Source organism: Malikia granosa (assembly GCF_002980595.1).
Classification (GTDB): Bacteria; Pseudomonadota; Gammaproteobacteria; order Burkholderiales; family Burkholderiaceae_C; genus Malikia; species Malikia granosa.
This window is the reverse complement of record NZ_PVLQ01000047.1, coordinates 26,420-41,316: the sequence shown is the minus strand read 5'-3', so window position 1 is coordinate 41,316 and position 14,897 is coordinate 26,420. Positions and strand designations below refer to the sequence as shown.

General features: G+C 67.1%; 17 protein-coding genes. 7 read left to right on the top strand and 10 right to left on the bottom strand.

Annotated elements, in window-relative coordinates:
* Window positions 1-125 precede the first annotated feature (125 nt).
* The 4 genes from C6P64_RS12845 to C6P64_RS12830 form a co-directional block, all read right to left on the bottom strand.
* On the bottom strand, window positions 126-1,139 hold the full coding sequence (locus tag C6P64_RS12845) for an NAD(P)H-dependent glycerol-3-phosphate dehydrogenase (protein ID WP_105748956.1): 1,014 nt from the start codon (window positions 1,137-1,139) through the stop codon (window positions 126-128).
* Between the two features lie 31 nt (window positions 1,140-1,170).
* Entirely contained in the window at window positions 1,171-1,620 is a 450-nt protein-coding gene (gene secB, locus C6P64_RS12840; RefSeq protein WP_105748955.1) for a protein-export chaperone SecB, read from the bottom strand.
* A 140-nt stretch (window positions 1,621-1,760) separates the two neighbouring features.
* On the bottom strand, window positions 1,761-2,018 hold the full coding sequence (gene grxC / locus C6P64_RS12835) for a glutaredoxin 3 (RefSeq protein ID WP_105748954.1): 258 nt from the start codon (window positions 2,016-2,018) through the stop codon (window positions 1,761-1,763).
* A gap of 11 nt (window positions 2,019-2,029) precedes the next feature.
* Window positions 2,030-2,440, bottom strand: a complete 411-nt coding sequence (locus C6P64_RS12830; RefSeq protein WP_105748953.1) for a rhodanese-like domain-containing protein — start codon at window positions 2,438-2,440, stop codon at window positions 2,030-2,032.
* A 66-nt stretch (window positions 2,441-2,506) separates the two neighbouring features.
* On the opposite strand from C6P64_RS12830, the gene gpmA reads away from it, so the two are divergent.
* The 4 genes from gpmA (at window position 2,507) to C6P64_RS12810 (ending at window position 6,824) form a co-directional block, all read left to right on the top strand.
* A complete protein-coding gene (gene gpmA, locus C6P64_RS12825) occupies window positions 2,507-3,250 on the top strand; it encodes a 2,3-diphosphoglycerate-dependent phosphoglycerate mutase (RefSeq protein ID WP_105748952.1) in 744 nt (247 codons plus the stop codon).
* Window positions 3,251-3,346: 96 nt separating this feature from the next.
* Window positions 3,347-4,819: a S41 family peptidase gene (locus C6P64_RS12820; protein ID WP_105748951.1), complete on the top strand. Its 1,473-nt coding sequence runs from the start codon at window positions 3,347-3,349 to the stop codon at window positions 4,817-4,819.
* A 17-nt stretch (window positions 4,820-4,836) separates the two neighbouring features.
* Window positions 4,837-5,589 (top strand): HesA/MoeB/ThiF family protein, encoded by a 753-nt coding sequence (locus C6P64_RS12815; RefSeq protein ID WP_105748964.1) that lies wholly within the window; start codon window positions 4,837-4,839, stop codon window positions 5,587-5,589.
* A 272-nt stretch (window positions 5,590-5,861) separates the two neighbouring features.
* A complete protein-coding gene (locus C6P64_RS12810; RefSeq protein ID WP_105748950.1) occupies window positions 5,862-6,824 on the top strand; it encodes a Bug family tripartite tricarboxylate transporter substrate binding protein in 963 nt (320 codons plus the stop codon).
* Between the two features lie 82 nt (window positions 6,825-6,906).
* Here C6P64_RS12810 and C6P64_RS12805 read toward each other — a convergent pair whose 3' ends face one another.
* The 5 genes from C6P64_RS12805 to C6P64_RS12785 form a co-directional block, all read right to left on the bottom strand.
* Window positions 6,907-7,749, bottom strand: a complete 843-nt coding sequence (locus tag C6P64_RS12805) for a DUF429 domain-containing protein (protein ID WP_105748949.1) — start codon at window positions 7,747-7,749, stop codon at window positions 6,907-6,909.
* 7 nt (window positions 7,750-7,756) lie between these two features.
* Window positions 7,757-8,182: a BLUF domain-containing protein gene (locus tag C6P64_RS12800; protein ID WP_105748948.1), complete on the bottom strand. Its 426-nt coding sequence runs from the start codon at window positions 8,180-8,182 to the stop codon at window positions 7,757-7,759.
* Between the two features lie 2 nt (window positions 8,183-8,184).
* Entirely contained in the window at window positions 8,185-8,886 is a 702-nt protein-coding gene (folE, locus tag C6P64_RS12795) for a GTP cyclohydrolase I (RefSeq protein WP_425436756.1), read from the bottom strand.
* Between the two features lie 76 nt (window positions 8,887-8,962).
* Window positions 8,963-10,168, bottom strand: a complete 1,206-nt coding sequence (gene clsB, locus C6P64_RS12790; RefSeq protein WP_425436755.1) for a cardiolipin synthase ClsB — start codon at window positions 10,166-10,168, stop codon at window positions 8,963-8,965.
* Between the two features lie 22 nt (window positions 10,169-10,190).
* The gene (locus C6P64_RS12785; RefSeq protein ID WP_342747543.1) at window positions 10,191-10,922 is read right to left on the bottom strand and encodes an endonuclease/exonuclease/phosphatase family protein; all 732 of its coding nucleotides are present in this window, start codon (window positions 10,920-10,922) and stop codon (window positions 10,191-10,193) included.
* Between the two features lie 121 nt (window positions 10,923-11,043).
* On the opposite strand from C6P64_RS12785, the gene C6P64_RS12780 reads away from it, so the two are divergent.
* Window positions 11,044-11,979, top strand: a complete 936-nt coding sequence (locus tag C6P64_RS12780; RefSeq protein WP_105748962.1) for a branched-chain amino acid transaminase — start codon at window positions 11,044-11,046, stop codon at window positions 11,977-11,979.
* A gap of 11 nt (window positions 11,980-11,990) precedes the next feature.
* Window positions 11,991-12,194 (top strand): zinc-finger domain-containing protein, encoded by a 204-nt coding sequence (locus tag C6P64_RS12775; RefSeq protein WP_105748945.1) that lies wholly within the window; start codon window positions 11,991-11,993, stop codon window positions 12,192-12,194.
* Between the two features lie 102 nt (window positions 12,195-12,296).
* On the opposite strand, the gene argB is transcribed toward C6P64_RS12775, so the two are convergent.
* Window positions 12,297-13,199: an acetylglutamate kinase gene (gene argB, locus C6P64_RS12770; protein ID WP_105748944.1), complete on the bottom strand. Its 903-nt coding sequence runs from the start codon at window positions 13,197-13,199 to the stop codon at window positions 12,297-12,299.
* Between the two features lie 134 nt (window positions 13,200-13,333).
* Between argB and C6P64_RS12765 the strand changes: the two genes are divergently transcribed.
* A complete protein-coding gene (locus tag C6P64_RS12765) occupies window positions 13,334-14,845 on the top strand; it encodes a CYTH and CHAD domain-containing protein (RefSeq protein WP_105748943.1) in 1,512 nt (503 codons plus the stop codon).
* Window positions 14,846-14,897: the final 52 nt, after the last annotated feature.

The window sequence follows — 14,897 nt, the reverse complement described above, 5'->3', positions numbered from 1 at the left end:
TTGCGTTAACAGGCCCTAGGCTGGCCGCAGCGCCCGCTGGCGGGTGCGGCAAAAGCAAAGGCCTGCCACGAGAGCAGGCCTTTTGCATGGCTCGATGCGGCCAGGCTCAGGCCAGCACGGCCGCTTCAGTGCAGCTCGGCGACCGGATCGCGCCCCATCAGGACCGTGACCGCATCGGCCGGCTGCAGCCGGCCGTCGAGCAGCGCCACCACCGCATCGGTGATCGGCATCTCGATGCCGAGCGCGCGGGCGCGCTGCGCCACGGTATGGGCGCTGTAGACGCCTTCTGCCACATGGCCGAGCGAATCGACCGCCTGTTGCAGGCTCAGTCCCTGGGCCAGCAGCAGGCCGACCTGGCGGTTGCGGCTCAGGTCGCCGGTGGCGGTCAGCACCAGGTCGCCCAGGCCGCTCAGGCCCATGAAGGTCTCGGACCGGGCGCCCAGCGCCTGCCCGAGCCGGGCGATCTCGGCCAGGCCGCGCGTGATCAACGCGGCGCGCGCATTGAGCCCGAGGTCGAGCCCGTCGCACAGGCCGGTCGCGATCGCCATCACGTTCTTGACCGCGCCGCCGACCTCGACGCCGATCAGGTCGTCGTTGGCATAGACGCGCAGCGACTGGCCATGGAAGGCCTGCACCAGGCGCTCGCGCAACAAGACGCTGTCGCTGGCCGCGACCAGCGCGGTCGGCCGACCGGCGGCAACTTCCTTGGCAAAGCTCGGACCGCTGAGTGCACCGGCCTGCAGGCCGGGCGCGACCTCGGCGCAGATCTCGTGTCCGAGCAGGCCGATGCCGGCACCGTCCGCGCGCTCGAAGCCCTTGCAGAGCCAGACCACTGGCGCCGGACTCGCGCGCAGCAAGGTCAGCATGTCGCGCAAGGCGGCCATCGGCGTGGCGATCACCACCAGGTCGTCAGCGGCGAGCAGGGCCGGCAGCTCGGCCAGGCCGGCCTCGAGCACCTGCAGGCGCTCAGGAAACGGTGCCCCCGGCAGGTAGCGCCGGTTCTCGCGCTGCTGCCGCATGTCGGCCAGCTGGTCGGGGTTGCGCGCCCACAGGCGCACCTCGTGGGCTTCGCCATTCGCGGCGGCGGCAATGGCCAGCGCCGTTCCCCAGGCGCCAGCACCCAGCACGGTGATCTTCATGCGGGCCAATTCATCTCCCCTGCCGCAGCGCTCAGGCCGCAGCGGCCTCTTGCTCGGCCTGCGCCTGCTGCTGCTCGTACATGGCCTGGAAGTTGATCTCGGACAGATGCACCGGCGGGAAGCCGGCGCGCGTGATCACGTCGGCGACGTTGCCACGCAGGTAGGGATAGACGATCTGCGGGCAGGCGATGCCCATGATCGGGCCCATCTGCTCGTCGGGCAGGTTGCGGATCTCGAAGATGCCGGCCTGCTTAACCTCGGCCAGGAACAGGGTCTTGTCCTGGATCTTGGTCTGCACGGTCGCGGTCACGTTGACTTCGTAGATGCCCTCGGCCACCTGCTCGGCGCCGACGCCAAGCTGGATGTCGACCGAAGGCTGCTCCTGCACCAGCAGGATGGCGGGCGAATTGGGCTGCTCCAGCGAAGCCTCCTTCATGTAGACGCGCTGGATCTGGAACACGGGAACCTGTTGCTCGGACATTGCTGCTTTCGTTTTCGGGTCAAAAAAAGCCCGCTGCCGGCGCATTGCCGCAGCGGGCCGTTCGCTTGCCATTATGTCAGCAAGGCATGGCGCTTCCAGAGCTCCTGCCTGCAGGACAGGCCGAGCCGGCAGCGAACCGTTCAGGCGTCGAGCAGGGGCTGCAGGCCGCCGCGCGCATCGAGCGCGTGCAGGTCGTCGCAGCCGCCGACATGCTGGCCGTTGATGAAGATCTGCGGCACGCTGGTGCGACCGACCAGCTGCGCCATCGCGGCGCGCTCGGCGGGCTTGCCGTCGACGCAGATCTCCTCCCAGTCGCTCACGCCGCGCTCGCGCAGCAGGGCCTTGGCGCGGTGGCAGTAGGGGCAGTAGTCGCTGCTGTAGATTTTTACCCGGGCCATGCCGAATTCCTTCAGGCCTTCTCGACCGGCAGGCTGGCTGCACGCCAGGCCTTCATGCCGCCCTCGAGCGACTGGGCCTTCTCGTAGCCGAGCTTCTTCGCGATCGCGACCGCGCGGCCCGAGCGCATGCCCGACGCGCAGACCAGGATCACGGGCAGCGCCTTGTTCTTGACCGCGCCCGGCAGCTTGGCCTCGAGATCGGCCAGCGGAATGTTGCGCGCGCCCACCACATGGCCGGTGGCGAACTCGTCGCTGGAGCAGACATCGACCACCACCGCCTTCTCGCGGTTGATCAGCAGCACCGCATCGGTGGGCTTGAGTCCCCCGGAAAGCCCCCCACCTGTGACCAGGGGCCAGAGCAGCAGACCACCCGAGACCAGGGCGGCCAGAATCAAAAACCAGTTAGCTATCAAAAACGTCACGATCAGCCTTTCGCTTGAGGACCTGTATTCTAAAATGCCAGCTTTGCCCTTGCTCTGGATATCCCCATGTACAAACTCGTCCTGATCCGCCACGGCGAATCCACCTGGAACCTGGAAAACCGCTTCACCGGCTGGACCGACGTCGACCTGACGCCGACCGGCGTGTCGCAGGCGATGTCGGCCGGCAAGCTGCTCAAGGCCGAAGGCTGGGACTTCGACCTCTGCTACACCTCGGTGCTCAAGCGTGCCATCCACACCCTGTGGTACACCCTGGACGAGATGGACCGCACCTGGCTGCCGGTGATCAAGGACTACCGCCTCAACGAGCGCCACTACGGCGGCCTGCAGGGCCTGAACAAGATCGACATGGCGAAGGAATACGGCGACGAGCAGGTGCTGATCTGGCGCCGCAGCTACGACACCCCGCCGCCGGCGCTCGAGGCCGACGACCCGCGCGGCCAGCGCAGCGACCGCCGCTACGCCAATCTGGCGCCCGAGCAGATCCCGCTGACCGAATGCCTCAAGGACACCGTCGCGCGCGTCGTGCCCTACTGGGAGCAGACCATCGCCCCGAGCGTGAAGTCGGGCCAGCGCGTGCTGATTGCCGCCCACGGCAACTCGATCCGCGCCCTGATCAAGCACCTCGACGGCATCTCGGATGCCGACATCGTCAACCTCAACATCCCCAACGGCATCCCGCTGGTGTACGAGTTCGACGACGACATGAAGCCGCTGCGCCGCTACTACCTGGGCGACGCCGAGGCAGCCGCGGCGGCTGCGGCAGCCGTGGCCAGCCAAGGCAAGGCCTGACCGCCAGGCGGGTCTTGCAGCGCAGGGCGCCACCCGGCTCGCGCCGGGTTTATAGTCAACAGACGGCGCATTGAGAGCCGACAGAAGGATGGTTTGATGGGTCAGAAACTCAAGATCGCGGGCTGGGTTGCCGTCGGTGCGCTGGCAGGCGCCTTGACCACGGTGCAGCTGCAGGCGGTCGCGCGCGGTTCGCTCGCACCGCTGCCGCTGGAGGAACTGCAGCAGTTCGCCGCCGTGTTCGGCATGGTCAAGAGCGACTATGTCGAGCCGATCGACGAAAAGAAGCTCATCACCGATGCGATTTCGGGCATGGTCTCCAGCCTCGACCCGCACTCGCAATACTTCGACAAGAAGTCCTTCAAGGAATTCCGCGAAGGCACTTCGGGCCGCTTCGTCGGCGTCGGCATCGAGATCACGATGGAGGACGGCCTGGTCAAGGTGGTCTCGCCTATCGAGGGCTCGCCGGCCTACCGGGCCGGTCTCAAGACCAACGACCTGATCACCAAGATCGACGACACCCCGGTCAAGGGCCTGACCATCAACGACGCGGTCAAGCGCATGCGCGGCGAGCCCAGCACCAAGGTGCAGCTGACCATCTTCCGCAAGGACGAGAACCGCAGCTTCCCGGTCACGATCACGCGCGAGGAAATCAAGACCCAGAGCGTCAAGGCCAAGCTGGTCGAGCCGGGCTATGCCTGGGTCCGCGTCTCGCAGTTCCAGGAACGCACGGTCGAGGACTTCACGCGCAAGCTCGAGGACATCTACAAGGAAAACCCCGGCCTCAAGGGCCTGGTGCTCGACCTGCGCAACGACCCGGGCGGGCTGCTCGACGCGGCGGTCGCGATCTCGGCCGCCTTCCTGCCCGACAACGCCACCGTGGTCACGACCAACGGCCAGCTCGAGGAAAGCAAGTCGATCTACAAGGCCGCGCCCGAATACTACCTGCGCCGCAGCGGCAACGACCCGATCCGCCGCCTCAACGAGGTCAGCAAGGGCGCGTTCAAGAAGCTGCCGATCGTGGTGCTGGTCAACGAAGGCTCGGCCTCGGCCAGCGAGATCGTCGCCGGCGCGCTGCAGGACCACAAGCGCGCCACCATCCTGGGCAGCCAGACCTTCGGCAAGGGCTCGGTGCAGACGGTGCGTCCGCTCGGCCCCGACACCGGACTCAAGATCACGACCGCGCGCTACTACACCCCGAGCGGCCGCTCGATCCAGGCCAAGGGCATCGTGCCCGATGTCTGGGTCGACGAGACCGAGGAAGGCAATCTGTTCGCCGCGCTGCGCACGCGCGAGGCCGACCTCGAGAAGCACCTGGGCAACGGCCAGGACGAGGCCAAGCCGTTGAGCGAGGCCGACAAGGCAGCCGAGAAACAGCGCGAGCAGGAACGCGAGGCCGCGCGCCTGCGGCTCGAAGAGGAAGCCAGGAAGAACCCGGGCGGCCGTCTGCTGCCCGAATTCGGCTCCGAGAAGGACTTCCAGCTGCAGCAGGCAATCAAGCAGCTCAAGGGGCAGCCGGTGCAGGTCAGCAAGACGCTGAGCGAGCGCAAAGAAGCCAAGCCCGAGGAATGAGCCGCGCGCATCCCGGCATGAACGACGAGCAGCTGCTGCGCTACTCGCGCCATATCCTGCTCGAGGAACTCGGCATCGAGGGCCAGGAACAGCTGCTGGCCTCCCATGCGGTGGTGGTGGGCGCGGGCGGACTCGGCTCGCCGGTCGCGCTCTACCTGGCCAGCGCCGGCGTCGGCCAGATCACCCTGGTCGACCATGACGAGGTCGATGCGACCAACCTGCAGCGCCAGATCGCGCACAACCTGGAGCGGGTCGGGCAGCCGAAAGCCCTGTCGGCCAAGGCCGCGATGCTGGCGATCAACCCCGAACTACGGATCGACGCGCGGGTGCAGCGTGCCGACGCGGCACTGCTCGATGAGCTGCTGCCGACGGCGCAGGTCCTGCTCGACTGCACCGACAACTTCGCGACCCGGCACCTGATCAACCGCGCCAGCGTGCGGCATCGGGTGCCGCTGGTCTCGGGCGCCGGCATCCGCTTCGACGGCCAGCTCTCGGTCTACGACCCGCGCGAGCCGAGCAGCCCCTGCTATGCCTGCATCTTCCCCGAGACCGACGGGCTGGAAGAAACCCGCTGCGCCACCCTGGGCGTGTTCGCGCCGCTGGTCGGCATCATCGGCACGCTGCAGGCGGCCGAGGCGCTCAAGATCCTGAGCGGCATGGGCTCGAAGCTGGCCGGCCAGCTCATGATGCTGGAAGCGCGCGAGATGGCCTTCCACCAGATCCGACTCGGCCGCAACCCGGACTGCGCGGTCTGCGGCGGCCAGCACTGAGTCTCCCTCCCGACCCACAGGACCGAGAAGGCCACCAGCCGGCCCTTGCTCCACGCGGGCAGGCGCTGGCTCGCCCTGGCCAGGGTCGATCCATGGCACCAGCCTGGCCAGCGCGGCCAGCAGCCCCCCATCTCCATGCCCGCTACCTGATGCGATGGCGGCGGCATTGGGCCTGGCTCAGGGTTTTATCTAGGGAAAGTTGTTTAGAACAACCAAAGTCTTTGACCCTACATTGGGTTGGTTATAACCAATAACCATAGGAGACAAAAACCATGCAAAGACGCGCCATCTTGCTGGCCACTGCAGCCTTGTGCTGCGCTGCCAGCGCGACACCCGCTGCGGCACAGGAAAAAGCCCCGCTGAAGATCCTGGTGGGCTTTCTGGCTGGCGGATCGGCCGACACCTTGGCCCGCCTGATGGCCGATGGCCTGCGCAACGACTTCTCGAGCATCGTGGTCGAGAACAAGCCGGGAGCGGGTGGCCGGATTGCCCTGACCCAGCTCAAGAAAGCCAAGCCCGACGGGCAAACCGTGCTGATCCTGCCCAATGGACCGATGGTGCTTTTTCCGCACCTCTACAAGAAACTGGATTACGACCCGATCCAGGACTTCACTCCGATCTCGCTGCTGGCCAGCTTCCAGTTCGGCGTCGTCGCAGGTCCGGGCAGCAGCGCCAAGAGCATCCAGGACCTGATCAGCGCGGCCAAGTCCAAGCCCGGACAGAACAGCTACGGCACGGCAGGACAAGGCACCTGGCCGCACCTGCTGGGACTCATGATGGAGCAGAGCACCGGCATCGAGCTCAATCATGTGCCGTTCCAGGGTGGCTCCGCCGCCAATGCGGCGTTGTTGGGCAGCCATGTCCAGTACAAGTTCGACGTGGTATCGGAAACCGCCGAACTGCACCGCAACGGCAAGGTCAGGATCCTGGCCGTTACCGGCGCCAAGCGCGACCTGCAAGTGCCCGAGGTTCCCACGCTCAAGGAGCTGGGGATTCCGATGGAAGCCAGTTCCTGGTTTGCCATGTATGGCCCGGCCAATCTGCCGACCGAGGTGCGAAAGAAACTGGAAATGGCGGTCGTCAATGCGGTCAAGACGCCTGAATTGCAGGGCAAGCTCAGGAAACTGGGCTACGAGGCTGTCGGCTCCAGTTCGTCCGAGCTGGCGGCCAGCCAGAAAGCCGACCTGACCCGCTGGGAAAAACCCATCAAGACCGCCAACTTCTCGCTCGACTGAGGACACGCGACCAGCCACGGCTGCTGCCGCCAGGCCGGATCACCAGGCGCTGGGCGGGAGCGGCTGCCGTGCGGACCATCCCTCAAGCCGTGACGATCCAGCCCTCGAGCGGATCGAAGTCCGGCAGGCCGTAGCGCGCATGGCCGCCCTGCTGCTGTGCGAACGCCCAGGCCGCCTGCAGCAGGCACAGCACCGCATCGAGCCGGTCGCCGCTGGCGTCCGCCACCAGTTCGTCATGCTGGGCATGGCTGAGCTTGAGCCGCAGGCCGGCCGCCTGCAGCAGCGGCGCCGTCCCCTGCTCCAGCGCATGCAGCAGGTCCTTGCGCGCGATCAGCCGCTCCGGCGTCTGCTTGGCCTTGTCGTCGCTCTTGTAGCTGCGTGCGCCCAGCACCGAGCGCGCCAGCAGGCCCGGATAGGCCTCGAGCGCGACCCGTGCCTCATCCCCACTGCACAGCCCCGGCAGCGACACGCCAGCCTCGAGCAGCAGCGGCAGGCCCGCATGCAGCATGTAGGCTACCGGCGGATTGACCCATTTCATGCTCGGGCTCGAGCCGGCGGGGCGGTCGGTGGCGCGATGCGCGAACTTTCCCCCTGCCGGACGTGCCGCGCAGAAGGCCGCGAAGCACTCGCGGATCTCGGCCCGGCTCAGCGCCGCATAGTGGCGCATGCAGGCCAGCCAGTCGGTCTGCCAGCCCAGCTGCTCGACCAGCTCGCGCGGCAGGCCGAACGGCAGGTCGAAGCCACCGACCCAATGCCCCGGCTCGGCCAGGCGCTGGCCGAAGCCGTTCAGCGTCTCGAAGGTCTCCAGGCGCTCGAGCAGCACCCGCCCGGCGCGCAGGCCGCCACGAGCCAGCACGATCGGCTTGCGCCGGCTGGGCGCGCTGCTGAAGTCGCAGCCCCAGAGTTCGGGGACCGAAGCCGTCAAGGGCGGTTCAGGCGCGACCGATGATCGAGGCCGTCGCCATCAGCTCCTCGAGCAGCGCCAGCGAGACCTTGCCCGAGACCGAATAGGGATCGAACTCGGGGCGCTCGGAATACTTCAGCACGATCGAGGTATTGAGTTTGCTCAGGTTGACCTGGCCCATGGTCCAGCCGCCGAAGCGCCGCTCGCTGATTTCCTCGTAGTGCAGCAGCTCGACATCGCGGTGGCGCGAGTCCTCGATGATGTGCTTGTAGAGCTGGTTGACCGCCGAGCGACCGCCCTCGATCGCCTGCAGGAACACGCCGCCGCCATAGCACAGGATGCCGGTGATGCCGTGGTGCAGGTTGTGCTCGCGGGCCGAGGACAGGATGGAATGGATGGCCTCGGTGTTATCAGGCTGCACCGCATGGCTCACATACAACAGACGTACCAGCATCTTCAGCTCCTCCGGGGAATCAGTGACAGGAATTCGCGGCGCAGATCGCTGTCCTTCAGGAAGACGCCGCGCATGACGGAGTTGATCATCTTGCTGTCCATGTCCTTGACGCCGCGCCAGCCCATGCAGTAGTGGCTGGCCTCCATCACGATCGCCAGGCCATCGGGCTGGGTCTTCTCCTGGATCAGGTCGGCCAGCTGGACCACGGCCTCCTCCTGGATCTGGGGCCGGCCCATGATCCATTCGGCCAGGCGCGCATACTTGGACAGGCCGATCACGTTGGTGTGCTCGTTGGGCAGCACGCCGATCCAGATCTTGCCGATGACCGGGCAGAAATGGTGGCTGCAGGCGCTGCGCACCGTGATCGGGCCGACGATCATGAGCTCGTTGAGGTGCTCGGCGTTCGGGAACTCGGTGATGGTGGGCGCCTGGACATAGCGGCCGGCAAAGACCTCCTTGAGGTACATCTTGGCCACGCGACGCGCCGTGTTGTCGGTGTTGTGATCGTGCTCGGTGTCGATCACCATGCTGTCGAGCACGCCCTTCATCTTGTCCGTGACCTCGTCGAGCAGGGCCTCGAGCTCGCCCGGACGGATGAAGTCGGCGATGTTGTCATTCGAATGGAAACGCTGCTTGGCAGCCTGCAAGCGTTCGCGGATCTTGACGGAGACGGGCGTCCCCTCATCTTGGTTGGCGTCGGTCATGTCTTGTTGCAGTTTCATCAGCATTGCCCCATGCTAACACCAGAGGCCAAGGCCCGATGGCAAGGGGAAATCCCGGCTAGTAGCGGTGGCCGAGCAGCCACAGCATGGCGCGCATGATGGCGTAGGCCACCCGGTCGAACAGGCGCAGGCGCCAGGGGCGCAGGCGCAGTTGCTCGTGCTCGATGCGCACGCCAGCGGTCTGCAGCAGATGGTCGAGCCGCTGCCTGAGCCCGCGCGCGAAAGCCGGATCTCGCGTCACGACATTGGCCTCGCGCGCCATCAGCAGGCTCAGCGGGTCGAGGTTGGTCGAGCCGACCGTGGCCCAGCTGGCATCGACCACCGCCACCTTGGCATGCAGGGCGCTCGGGGCGTATTCGTGGATCTCGATGCCGGCCTCGAGCAGGCGCCGGTAGGCGGTGCGAGCGGCGTGGTACTGCAGGAAATGCTCGTACTTGCCATGCAGCAGCAGGCGCACCCGCACCCCGCGGGCGGCCGCCAGCGTCAAGGCCCGGTGCAGCTTGCGCCCCGGGATGAAATAGGCGTTGGCGATCAGGATCTCGTGCCGCGCCCGGGCGATCGACCGGAGATAGGCGCGCTCGATGTCGTGGCGATGGCGCAGGTTGTCGCGCAGCAGCAAGGCGGCCGCGGTCGGCGACGCCTTGCGTCCGGGCGGCGAGTGGTCGAGCGGCAGGGCCGGCCAGCCGGCACGCCAGGCCTCCCAGGCAGCACGGAACTCATGCTGGCGCGCACGGCTGACGGCCTGCATGCGCCACCAGAGCTGCTCCATGGTCTCGAGCATGTCGGCCACCAGCGGCCCGCTGACCTGGAGCGCGAAGTCCAGCCGCGGCCGCTCGAGCCGCCCGAGCGAGACATCGTCGAGGTCGTCGATCAGGTTGATGCCGCCGCAGAAACCCTGCAGGCCGTCGACCACGCAGAGCTTGCGGTGCAGGCGGCGCCAGCGGCTCGGGATCAGCAAGCCCAGATGGCCCAGCGGCAGGTAGACCCGGCATTGCACCCCCGCCCGCTCGAGCCGTTCGCGCCAGGACTGCGGCAACCGCGCGGTGCCGATGCCATCGACCACCAGCCGGACCGTGACGCCGCGCAGGGCACAGCGCTCGAGCGCCTCGGCCACCTGCAGCGCCGCACCCGCGAACTCGAAGATATAGGTCTCGACATGCACCAGATGGCGGGCCCGCTCGATGGCCCGGACCATGGCCGGAAACAGCTCGCCCCCACCCTCGAGCAGGTGCAGCTGGTGCCCCGCGCGCAACGGCACCTTCAACTCGACGCTCCGGCCATGCCCCTCATTCGAAGGCCAGTTCGGCGATCAGCGGCAGGTGGTCGGACAGCCGCGCCCAGTGGCCACCATGCGGCACATGGGCCGACAGCGGACGCAGGCCGCGCGAGTAGATCCGGTCCAGGTGCAGCAGCGGCAAGCGGGAGGGATAGGTCGGATGGCGGATGTCCTCGAAGGTATGCAGGCCGAAGGCCGCCATGGCATCGTGCAGGCGCTGGCCCCAGTCGTTGAAGTCACCCGCCACCACCACCGGCTCGTCGGCAGGTACCTCGCTCTCGAGCATGGCGCCGATCTGCTGCACCTGGCGCTCGCGGCTGGCGTGGATCAACCCCAGATGCGCCACCACCACATGCAGCGGCGCGCCCTTGACCTCGAGGCGCACATGCAGCAGCCCGCGCTGCTCGAAGCGGTGGTCCGACACATCGTGGTGGCCATGGCCGAGCACCGGCCAGCGCGTCAGCAGCGCATTGCCATGCTCGCCGTGGCGGGTGACGGCATTGGTGCGGTAGACCGCCTCGTAGCCTGGCGGCGCCAGATGGGTCGCCTGGCCGACCCCGGGCCAGTTGGCAAAGCGGCGCTGCATCTGGCGATTGAAGCCGCGCACCTCCTGCAGGCAGACGACATCGGCCTCGAAGCCCTGCACCGCCTGCATCAGGTTGTGGATCTCCAGGCGGCTGGCCGGGCCCAGGCCCTGCACCCCCTTGTGGATGTTGTAGGTGACGACACGCAAGCTGGTCATGGCAGAAATCATGCCACGACAGCACTGGTCATGGGGCGGGCGGACGCCGTAAAATGCAAGATTACGGGCAGATGTCACCGGCAGGCCCCGAACCATTCCCCCACGACAAAGGTTGAAGAAGATGAGCGCAGTTCCCTCGATGTCCGACCGCGACGGCAAAATCTGGATGGACGGCCAGATGGTCGATTGGCGCGATGCCAAGGTCCATGTCCTGACCCACACCATGCACTACGGCTGCGGCGCTTTCGAGGGCGTTCGCGCCTACAACACCGTCAACGGTCCGGCCATCTTCCGCCTCGACGACCACACCGAGCGCCTGCTCAACAGCGCCAAGATCCTGCGCATGAAGGTGCCGTTCAGCAAGGAACAGCTGAACCAGGCCCAGGTCGACATCATCCGCGAGAACAAGCTCGAGAGCGGCTACATCCGCCCGCTGATCTGGATCGGTGACAAGAAGCTGGGCGTGTCCCCCAAGGGCAACACCATCCACGCCATGGTCGCGGCCTGGACCTGGGGCGCCTACCTCGGCGAAGACGGCATGAAGCGCGGCATCCGCGTCAAGACCTCTAGCTACACCCGCCACCACGTCAACATCACGATGACGCAGGCCAAGACGGTCAGCAACTACACCAACTCGATCCTGGCCAACACCGAAGCCACCGACGACGGCTACGACGAGGCGCTGCTGCTCGACGCCGCCGGCTTCGTCTCCGAAGGCTCCGGTGAGAACATCTTCATCGTCAAGAACGGCGTCATCTACACGCCCGACCTGTCGGCCGGAGCACTCAACGGCATCACGCGCAACACCGTGTTCCAGATCGCCAAGGATCTGGGCATTGAAGTGGTGCAAAAGCGCATCACCCGCGACGAGGTCTACATCGCCGACGAAGCCTTCTTCACCGGCACCGCCGCCGAAGTGACCCCGATCCGCGAACTCGACCGCATCGAGATCGGCTGCGGCAGCCGCGGCCCGATCACCGAGAAGATCCAGTCGGCCTACTTCGACATCGTCAACGGCCGCAACCCCAAATACGCCCACTGGCTGACCAAGGTCTGAGGAGCCCGACGATGAGCAAGCCGATCGAACTGTCCGCGCACGACCTCAACGGCAATGGTGGCGTGTTCTGCCCCAGCCCGAAGGCCGACATGAAGCTGTGGAACAGCCACCCGCGCGTTTTCCTCGACATCGCCAAGACCGGCAAGGCCAAGTGCCCCTACTGCGGCACGGTCTACCAGCTCAAAGCTGGTGAAGTCGTCGGCCACGGCCACTGACTCCCGCCGCCCGGCCCAGGCTGGGCGCGGACAATAGAAAGGCGCAGCCGATGGCTGCGCCTTTCTGCCTTCCAGCCACCCGATCGGGTGACTGCCATCCGGTCAGTGGGAGCGGATCATGGTGCCGTAGGCCTCCTCGCTCAGGATCTCGAGCAGCATCGCGTGCGGCACCCGGCCGTCGATGATGTGGACCGAGTTGCAGCCGCTGTGCGCAGCCTCCAGCGCACCGGCAATCTTCGGGATCATGCCGCCCGAGATCGTGCCGTCGGCGATCAACGCATCGACCTCGACCGCGCTCAGGTTGGTCAGCAGCTCGCCGGCCTTGTCGAGCACGCCACGGATATTGGTCAGCAGCAGCAGCTTCTCGGCGCGCAGCACGGTGGCCAGTCGCGCCGCGACCACGTCGGCGTTGATGTTGTAGCTCTCGCCGTCCTCGCCGAAGCCGATCGGGCTCACGACCGGGATGAAGCCGGCGTCCTCGAGCGACTTGACCACGCTCGGATCGATGCTGACGATATCGCCGACCTGGCCGATGTCATGCTCGAGCGCCGGGTCCTGCTGGTCGAGCAGCTTGAGCTTCTTGGCCTTGATCAGGCCGCCATCGCGCCCGGTCAGGCCGACCGCCTTGCCGCCGGCGCGGTTGATCATGCCGACGATGTCCTGCTGCACCTCGCCGCCGAGCACCCACTCGACCACCTCCATGGTCTCGGCATCGGTCACGCGCATGCCCTGGATGAACTGGCCCTGCTTGCCCAGGCGCTTGAGCAGGCCCTCGATCTGCGGGCCGCCGCCATGCACCACGACCGGATTGATGCCGACCAGCTTGAGCATCACCACGTCCTCGGCAAAGGCCTGCTGCAGCGCGGGATCGGTCATCGCGTTACCGCCGTACTTGATCACCATGGTCTTGCCGTGGAACTGACGGATATAGGGCAGCGCCTGCGCGAGGATCTCGGCCTTGTCGCGAGACTGGACATGGGACAGGTCGTGAGGAATATGGGTCATGGCTGATGCTTGGATTGGATGGAATACGGAGCAAATTGTGCCGGAAACAAGCGACCCCATCCGTCATGAAATCTTCACAGGCCAAAGGTCTTGCACCATGCGACACTAGACGCCGTACCAGCGAATGACCCGACATGAACCCGACCGAAGTCGAACTCAAGCTGCTGCTGCCAGGTGCTGACGCGCTGGCCGTGGAGCAGACCCTCACCCTCATCCCCGCGCTGGCGGCCGGCACGCTGCGCCGGCAATGGCTCTGGAACCGCTACTACGACACCGCGCAACAGGGCCTGCGCCAGCAACGCAGCGCACTGCGCCTGCGCTGCGTGAGCGACCAGCCCTGGCCCGAGACCGATCCGGGACAGTCGCCAAGCGGTGAGTGGATCCAGACCTTCAAGACCGCCGGCCTCTCGCGCGGCGGCCTGAGCCAGCGCGGCGAATGGGAAAGCGCGGTGGCCAGCGGCGAGCTCGACCGAGCGGCACTGGCGGCCACGCCCTGGTCGACCTTCGACCCCGAGGGCGAACTGTTCGACCAGCTCCAACCCTGCTTCGACACCCGCTGCCGCCGCACCACCTGGCTGCTGCAGCAGGCCGACGGTAGCCGGATCGAGGTCGCTCTCGACTGCGGCGAGATCGCTGCTGCCGGCCAGGTGCTGCCCCTGCTCGAACTCGAGCTAGAACTGCAGGCCGGCACGCCGCAAGCGCTGTTCGAGCTGGCGCAACAGATCGCCCGCGAGATCGCGGTGCTGCCCTGCGACGCCAGCAAGGCCGAGCGCGGCTATGCGCTGGCCCAGGGCCTGGTCCATGTCCCGGCGCGGGCGCGCGCCACCCATCTGCCGGCCGGCGTGAGCCCCCTGGCAGCCGCGCAGCAAGCCATGGGCGAGATGCTCGAGCAGTTCACGCGCAACCTGGCGGGCCTGCTGCAGGGCGACGACCCTGAGCTGGTGCACCAGGCACGCGTCGCCTGGCGGCGCTGGCGCAGCGCGGAACGACTGTTCCGGCCCTGGCTGAGCGAACTGGCGCCACGCGAAGCGCTGCGCCCCTTGCTCGACGCGCTGGGCCAGCTGCGCGATCTCGACGTGGCCTGCAGCGAGACCCTGCCCGCCTGGAGCGCGGCCTATGCCGAGGGCGACCCGGCGCGGCTCGAGCTCGCGCGCCAGGTGCAGAAACAAATGGCTGCGGCCAGCCAGGTCCAGCGCGAGTCGGCACGCACCCTGCTGGCCCAACCCGGCACCGGACTGGGCCTGCTCGGGCTGGCGCATTGGCTGCACGCGCTGTCGGACGCCACCGCGACACAGGAGACCAGACAGCGCAAGGCCGACCGCGACTGGGCCAGGGAGCGCAGCGTGCGCCTGCTGAGCCGGCTGCAGCGCTCGGTCGAGCACTCGAGCCGCGCCAAGGCCAGCGAACCCGAGCAGCACCAGACCCGGCTGTTGGCCAAGCGGGTGCGCTACAGCGTGGAAACCCTGCTCGACCTCTTGCCCGAGAAGAAGGCTGGCCGCTGGCTGCGCGAGTCGAGCCGGGTGCAAAGCCGCATCGGGGCCGAGCGCGACCTGCTGCGCGCGATCGAGCTGCTACAGCAGACCGCTGCCGGCAGCGGCCTGCTCGAATTCCTGCGTGGCGTGGCGGCAGCACGCCACCACGGCTGAGCCTGCGGCGGGTAAAATCCGTCCATCTTCACTGACCTGTCAGCCTCTGGAT

Coding starts and splice junctions, on each gene's coding strand:
- C6P64_RS12845 (WP_105748956.1), bottom strand. CDS start 1,139: ATGAAGATCACCGTGCTGGGTGCTGGCGCCTGGGGAACGGCGCTGGCC.
- secB (WP_105748955.1), bottom strand. CDS start 1,620: ATGTCCGAGCAACAGGTTCCCGTGTTCCAGATCCAGCGCGTCTACATG.
- grxC (WP_105748954.1), bottom strand. CDS start 2,018: ATGGCCCGGGTAAAAATCTACAGCAGCGACTACTGCCCCTACTGCCAC.
- gpmA (WP_105748952.1), top strand. CDS start 2,507: ATGTACAAACTCGTCCTGATCCGCCACGGCGAATCCACCTGGAACCTG.
- C6P64_RS12820 (WP_105748951.1), top strand. CDS start 3,347: ATGGGTCAGAAACTCAAGATCGCGGGCTGGGTTGCCGTCGGTGCGCTG.
- C6P64_RS12815 (WP_105748964.1), top strand. CDS start 4,837: ATGAACGACGAGCAGCTGCTGCGCTACTCGCGCCATATCCTGCTCGAG.
- C6P64_RS12810 (WP_105748950.1), top strand. CDS start 5,862: ATGCAAAGACGCGCCATCTTGCTGGCCACTGCAGCCTTGTGCTGCGCT.
- C6P64_RS12800 (WP_105748948.1), bottom strand. CDS start 8,182: ATGCTGGTACGTCTGTTGTATGTGAGCCATGCGGTGCAGCCTGATAAC.
- folE (WP_425436756.1), bottom strand. CDS start 8,886: ATGACCGACGCCAACCAAGATGAGGGGACGCCCGTCTCCGTCAAGATC.
- C6P64_RS12785 (WP_342747543.1), bottom strand. CDS start 10,922: ATGACCAGCTTGCGTGTCGTCACCTACAACATCCACAAGGGGGTGCAG.
- C6P64_RS12780 (WP_105748962.1), top strand. CDS start 11,044: ATGAGCGCAGTTCCCTCGATGTCCGACCGCGACGGCAAAATCTGGATG.
- C6P64_RS12775 (WP_105748945.1), top strand. CDS start 11,991: ATGAGCAAGCCGATCGAACTGTCCGCGCACGACCTCAACGGCAATGGT.
- argB (WP_105748944.1), bottom strand. CDS start 13,199: ATGACCCATATTCCTCACGACCTGTCCCATGTCCAGTCTCGCGACAAG.
- C6P64_RS12765 (WP_105748943.1), top strand. CDS start 13,334: ATGAACCCGACCGAAGTCGAACTCAAGCTGCTGCTGCCAGGTGCTGAC.